The organism is uncultured Arenimonas sp. (assembly GCF_963976025.1).
Lineage (GTDB): Bacteria > Pseudomonadota > Gammaproteobacteria > Xanthomonadales > Xanthomonadaceae > Arenimonas.
In genome coordinates, this window is the sequence record NZ_CAXBJS010000170.1 from 1 (window position 1) to 5,567 (window position 5,567).

The 5,567-nt window shown below is 68.9% G+C and carries 8 protein-coding genes; 7 read left to right on the forward strand and 1 reads right to left on the reverse strand.

All coding sequences use genetic code 11. The features are described from left to right. The first annotated feature begins 82 nt into the window (after nt 1–82). The 7 genes from ffh to AACZ35_RS11820 all read left to right on the forward strand — a co-directional run bounded on the left by ffh (nt 83) and on the right by AACZ35_RS11820 (nt 5,302). A complete protein-coding gene (ffh, locus tag AACZ35_RS11790) occupies nt 83–1,456 on the forward strand; it encodes a signal recognition particle protein (RefSeq protein WP_339829502.1) in 1,374 nt (457 codons plus the stop codon). 106 nt (nt 1,457–1,562) lie between these two features. Then, complete coding sequence (gene rpsP, locus AACZ35_RS11795) at nt 1,563–1,820, forward strand: 30S ribosomal protein S16 (protein WP_339829504.1); 258 nt, start codon at nt 1,563–1,565, stop codon at nt 1,818–1,820. A gap of 34 nt (nt 1,821–1,854) precedes the next feature. After that, the gene (gene rimM, locus AACZ35_RS11800; protein WP_339829506.1) at nt 1,855–2,361 is read left to right on the forward strand and encodes a ribosome maturation factor RimM; all 507 of its coding nucleotides are present in this window, start codon (nt 1,855–1,857) and stop codon (nt 2,359–2,361) included. Nucleotides 2,362–2,375: 14 nt separating this feature from the next. Continuing rightward, nucleotides 2,376–3,134 carry a tRNA (guanosine(37)-N1)-methyltransferase TrmD gene (gene trmD / locus AACZ35_RS11805; protein WP_339829508.1) on the forward strand — a complete coding sequence of 253 codons (759 nt, stop codon included), beginning with the start codon at nt 2,376–2,378 and terminating at the stop codon, nt 3,132–3,134. A 134-nt stretch (nt 3,135–3,268) separates the two neighbouring features. Continuing rightward, nucleotides 3,269–3,640, forward strand: coding sequence for a 50S ribosomal protein L19 (gene rplS / locus AACZ35_RS11810; RefSeq protein ID WP_188662987.1), 372 nt, complete (start codon nt 3,269–3,271; stop codon nt 3,638–3,640). A 137-nt stretch (nt 3,641–3,777) separates the two neighbouring features. Then, complete coding sequence (locus AACZ35_RS11815) at nt 3,778–4,854, forward strand: PHB depolymerase family esterase (protein ID WP_339829510.1); 1,077 nt, start codon at nt 3,778–3,780, stop codon at nt 4,852–4,854. 31 nt (nt 4,855–4,885) lie between these two features. Next, a complete protein-coding gene (locus AACZ35_RS11820; RefSeq protein ID WP_339829512.1) occupies nt 4,886–5,302 on the forward strand; it encodes an RNA-binding S4 domain-containing protein in 417 nt (138 codons plus the stop codon). A gap of 1 nt (nt 5,303) precedes the next feature. Here AACZ35_RS11820 and AACZ35_RS11825 read toward each other — a convergent pair. Beyond that, a partial coding sequence (locus AACZ35_RS11825; protein ID WP_339829514.1) for an Lrp/AsnC ligand binding domain-containing protein occupies nt 5,304–5,567 on the reverse strand: 264 nt, incomplete at its 5' end.

The following is a 5,567-nucleotide window of genomic DNA, read 5'->3' on the forward strand; positions in this document are numbered from 1 at the left end:
CCGAGTACCATTCTCGACTGGCCGGGGGCCGCCGGCGCCCCCGCGTTATACTTCGCGCCCCTTACGTGAAGACCCCTGGCCCATGTTCGAGTCGCTGACCCAGCGCCTGTCCGGCACCCTCCAGAAACTGCGCGGCCGCGGCCGCCTGACCGAGGAGAACATCCGCGAAGCCACCCGCGAGGTGCGCATCGCGCTGCTCGAGGCCGACGTCGCCCTGCCGGTGGTTTCGGCCCTGATCGAGCGCATCAAGGTGCGCGCGGTCGGCCAGGAAGTGCTGACCAGCCTCACCCCGGGCCAGGCACTGATCAAGGTCGTGCGCGACGAAATGGCCGCCGTGATGGGCTCGGCGGCCAGCGAACTCAACCTCAACGTGCCGGCCCCGGCGGTCATCCTGATGGCCGGCCTGCAGGGCGCGGGCAAGACCACCACGGTCGGCAAGCTCGCCAAGCACCTGAAGGAACGCAAGAAGAAAAAAGTGATGGTGGTGTCGGCCGACGTCTACCGCCCGGCCGCGATCGCCCAGCTCGAAACCCTGGCCAAACAGGTGGACGTGCTGTTCTTCCCGTCCAGCGCCGAGCAGAAGCCCGAGGCCATCGTGCTTGCCGCCATCGACGCCGCGCGCAAGAACTTCGTCGACGTGCTGCTGGTGGATACCGCCGGCCGCACCACGATCGACGAAGCCATGATGGCCGAGATCCAGGCCCTGCACGCCGCGGTCAACCCGGTCGAAACCCTGTTCGTGGTCGATGCCATGACCGGCCAGGACGCCGCCAATACCGCCAAGGCCTTCGCCGAAGCGCTGCCGCTGACCGGCGTGGTGCTGACCAAGACCGACGGTGACGCCCGCGGCGGCGCCGCGCTGAGCGTGCGCTACATCACCGGCAAGCCGATCAAGTTCGTCGGCGTCGGCGAAAAACCCGATGGCCTGGACGTGTTCCACCCCGACCGCGCCGCCAGCCGCATCCTGGACATGGGCGACGTGCTGAGCCTGGTCGAGGAGGTCGAGCAGAAAGTCGACAAGGACAAGGCCCAGAAGCTGGCCGAGAAGGTCGCCAAGGGCAAGAAGTTCGACCTCAACGACATGCGCGACCAGCTCGAGCAGATGCAGAACATGGGCGGCCTGTCGGGCCTGATGGACAAGCTGCCGGGCATGGGCCAGATGCCCGAGCACGTGAAGGCCCAGGTCACCGGCAAGGAAGTGCCGCGCATGGTGGCCATCATCAATTCGATGACCAAGAAGGAGCGCCGCAACCCCGGCTTGCTGAACGGCTCGCGCCGGGCCCGGGTGGCCCGGGGCTCGGGCACCAGCCCGGCCGAGGTGAACAAGGTCCTGAAGCAGTACCAGCAGATGGAAAAAATGATGTCCAAGCTGTCCCAGGGCGGCATGAAGGGTCTGATGCGGGGCATGAAGGGCCTGATGGGCGGGGGCTTCCCCGGCCGCTTCCCGGGCCGCTGAGCCGCCAGCCTTCCCAACTCCGGCAATATCCCGCTATAATCCGCGATTCCCCGGGCCGCTTGCGGTCTGGACCACCGTCCCAGAACTGCATAAAGAGCTAACCCACATGGTCAAGATCCGTCTGACCCGCGGCGGCGCCAAGAAGCGCCCCTTCTACCACATCATCGTCACCGACTCGCGCAACAAGCGCGACGGCCGCTCGATCGAGCGCCTGGGTTTCTACAACCCGGTCGCCCAGGGCAACGAAAAGCGCGTCGAGCTCAACACCGAGCGCGTCGAGCATTGGGTTTCCCACGGCGCCCAGCTGACCGAAAAGGTCAGTGCGCTGGTGAAGGAAGTCTCTTCGGCCAAGGCTGCGGCCTGAGGCCCCGGCCTCGCCCCGCGCGAGGCCTGATCTGATGACCAACGGGCGCCGCATCCTGCTGGGCAGGGTCGCCGGCGCCTTTGGCGTCCGGGGAGAGATCAAGCTCTTTTCCTGGACCGAGCCCCGCGACGCCCTGTTCCGCTACCAACCCTGGATCCTGCGTTCCGGCGAGTCCGAACGCGAGATCACGGGCGTGTCTGGCCGCGACACCACCAAGACCGTGATCGCCCGTTTCCCCGACGTGGAAACGCGCGAGCAGGCCGAAGCCCTGGCCGGCACCGAAATCTGGGTGCCGCGCGACCGGCTGCCGCCCCCGGCTCCCGGTGAATATTACTGGGCCGACCTGGAAGGCCTGGCGGTGGAAACCACCGAAGGCGTTCCCCTGGGCAAGGTCTCGCACCTGTTCGAAACCGGCGCCAACGACGTGATGGTGGTCGAAGGCGAGCGCAAGCGCCTGCTGCCCTTCGTCACCGGCCAGTACATCGTTTCCGTGGATTTCGAGGCCGGCCGCATCGTGGTCGACTGGGACCCGGACTTCTGAGCCCGGTGCCGCCCATGCGCATCGACGTCATCAGCCTGTTCCCCGATTTCATCCGCGACAGCGCCGCGCTGGGCGTGGTCGGCCGCGCGCAGGAGCGCGGCCTGCTGGCCGTGCAGGCCTGGAACCCGCGCGATTACGCCACCGACAACTACCGCCGGGTCGACCAGCGCCCCTTCGGCGGCGGCCCCGGCATGCTGATGCTGGCCGAGCCGCTTTCGGCCTGCCTGGCCGCGGCAAAGGCCGCCGATCCGGCGCCGGCCCGGGTCATCTACCTCAGCCCCCAGGGCCCGCGCCTGACCCAGGCCAAGGTTCGCGAACTGGCCGCGCTGCCGCGCCTGCTGCTGCTATGCGGCCGCTACGAAGGCCTGGACGAGCGTTTCATCGACCGCGAGGTGGACGAAGAGCTGTCGATCGGCGACTACGTGCTGTCCGGCGGCGAACTGGCCGCGGCGGTGCTGGTGGACGCGGTCGGCCGGCTGCAGGAAGGCGCCCTGAACCACGCCGATTCGGCCACCCAGGACAGCTTCGAGGACGGTCTGCTGGACTGCCCGCACTACACCCGCTCGGAGGGCTCCGGCACCGAAGGGGTCCCGGCCGTGCTGCTTTCCGGGGACCACGCCGCCATCGCCCGCTGGCGCCGGCAGCAGAGCCTGGGCCGGACCTGGCTGCGCCGCCCGGACCTGCTGGCCCGGGCCCGGCTGGACGCCACCGACCGGGCCCTGCTGGCGGACTTCATTGCCCAGTGGCGGGCCAGCCACCCGCCGGGGGCCTGAACCGCTTCCCTTTCAAGGGCTTGCGCGGGTATACTGCGCGGCTCCACGGTCAGTCCACCGACCAGATCCACGATAGCCACGCACGGTTCCCGGGCCTCTGGCGCGCACTCAAAACAAACATCACAGGCGTAAATATCATGAGCATCCACAAGCTGCTGCAGCAGTTCGAGGCCGAGCAGGCCACCCGGGAAATGCCGAAGTTTTCCCAGGGCGACACCATCGTCGTCAACGTCAAGGTCAAGGAAGGCAACCGCGAACGCGTGCAGGCCTACGAAGGCGTCGTCATCGCCATCAAGAACGCCGGCCTGAACTCCGCCTTCACCGTGCGCAAGATCTCGCACGGCTTCGGCGTCGAGCGCGTGTTCCAGACCCACAGCGCGATCATCGACTCGGTGACCGTCAAGCGCCACGGCAAGGTCCGCCAGAGCAAGCTGTATTACCTGCGTGGTCTGCAGGGCAAGAAGGCGCGCATCAAGGAAGACCTGGCTGCGCGTTCGAACAGCTGATCGACGCTGCAAGCTTGAAGCAAACGGCCGCCGCAGGGCGGCCGTTTGCATTGGTGGTGCTGGCGGCGCCCGCACTTGCCCGGGGGAAGCGGGAGTAGCAGGATCGGCCCATGGTCGTTGCCTGCAGAATGCCGATCGTGCCTTGCCGCGCCCGTTCGCGTGCACGTGCTGCGGTCGTGGCCGCGGCGCTGCTGCTGGCCTGCGTGGTTCCCCCGCCGGCGGTCGCGCAATCACCCGCCACCGGCCTGCTGGAAGACCAGCCCGTCGAGCGCCCATCCAACCACGTCGAAGGCGCACAATTCGCGCGCCGTTTGCTGAGCCCGCTGTCGGGCCGCGACGTTACCCGTTTCCTGGCCGCGGAAGGCAGGAAGCTCGCCGCTGAACCTTTCGCGCCGGGTGATTTTTCGGTCGACCTGTACGTGCCAAAGCGCCAGCCCGAAGCAGGTTATGGCCTGCTGGTGTTCGTACCGCCGATGGACGAGTTCGCCATCCCTTCGGACTGGAAGCGCGTGCTCGAACAGCGCGGCCTGCTGCTGGTGATGCCGCGCGGCGCCGGCAACGACGCCGATGTTTTCGGCCGGCGCATCCCTGCCGTGCTGCACGCCGAAGCGTATGCCGCGTCCACGTACCGGCTTGATCCTGCGCGCCGCTACGTCGGCGGCTTTTCCGGCGGCGCGCGCCTGGCCCAGCGGGTGGCGCTGGCCTGGCCCGATGTTTTCCAGGGCAGCCTGCAGTTCGCCGGCAGCGTGGTGGTGGGTGAAAGCCTGATGCCGCCGCCGGAGCGCGAACTGTTCGACCAGGCGCGTTCGCAGGGGCGCTTCGTGCTGGTTTCCGGCGGGCAGGACCTGCCCAACCGGCGCAACGATGCGCTGGCGCGCGAACGTTTCGAGGCCCTGTGTTTCGCCGGTGTGCACGGCTTCGGCCCGGCGCGGCTGGACCACTGGGTGCCCGATGCCCGCGGCTTCGCCAAGGCGCTCGACCGCCTGGAGTCCCCCGCGCAGGCCACCCCACAAAACGAAGCGTGCCGGCGCGATCTCGACGCCGCGGTGGCGGGCGCACTGGACGAGGTCCAGGCCCGGCTCGATGCCGGCGATGTCATCGCCGCGCGCGACGCGCTGGTGGCGCTGGACGACCGCTACGGTGGCCTGGCCGCGCCGCGTTCGCTCGATCTGGCCCGCGCCATCGAAGCCGTCCTGGCAATGCAGGCACGTTGAGCCCGGGCGGCGCCCGGACGTAGCATGGTGCATGGCAAAACAATCCCCGCCCGCCGATACGGGCACCCCCGTCCGGCTTGATGTCTGGCTGTGGGCCGCCCGCTTCTTCAAGACCCGTGCCCTGGCCAAGGAGGCCATCGAGGGCGGCAAGGTGCAGGTGGCCGGGCAGGGCGCCAAGGCGGCGCGCAGCGTGCGCGTGGGCGAAACCATGCAGGTGCGCCGCGGCGAGGACGTCTTCGAATTCCAGGTGCTGGGCCTCAGCGCCCGGCGCGGCCCGGCCAGCATCGCCCAGGGCCTGTACGCCGAAGACGAGGCCGCGCGTGAAACACGGCTCCGGCTGGCCGCCGAACGCCGTGCCGCCGTCGCCGGCTACCGGCCGCCGGCCGGCAAACCCGACAAACGCGCGCGCCGGCTTATCCAGGCCCTGGGCGACCTGGACTCGCTGTAGTTCAGGCTTCGTCGCCGTCCAGGTAAACGGGCAGGTCGGTGCTGCGCTTGAAGGCGAAGATCAGGTGGGTTTCGATGTGCGCCACTTCCTCGCGGCTGGTCAGCGCGGCCATCGCGAAGTCGCGAAGGTGGTCGCTGTCGCGCACGCCCACGTGCACCAGGAAGTCGTCGGCGCCGGCCACGTGGTAGAGGCTCAGCACCTCCGGCAGCGCCAGCAGGTGGGCATGGAAGGCCTCCACCTGCGGTCGCGAGTGCCGCGCCAGGCG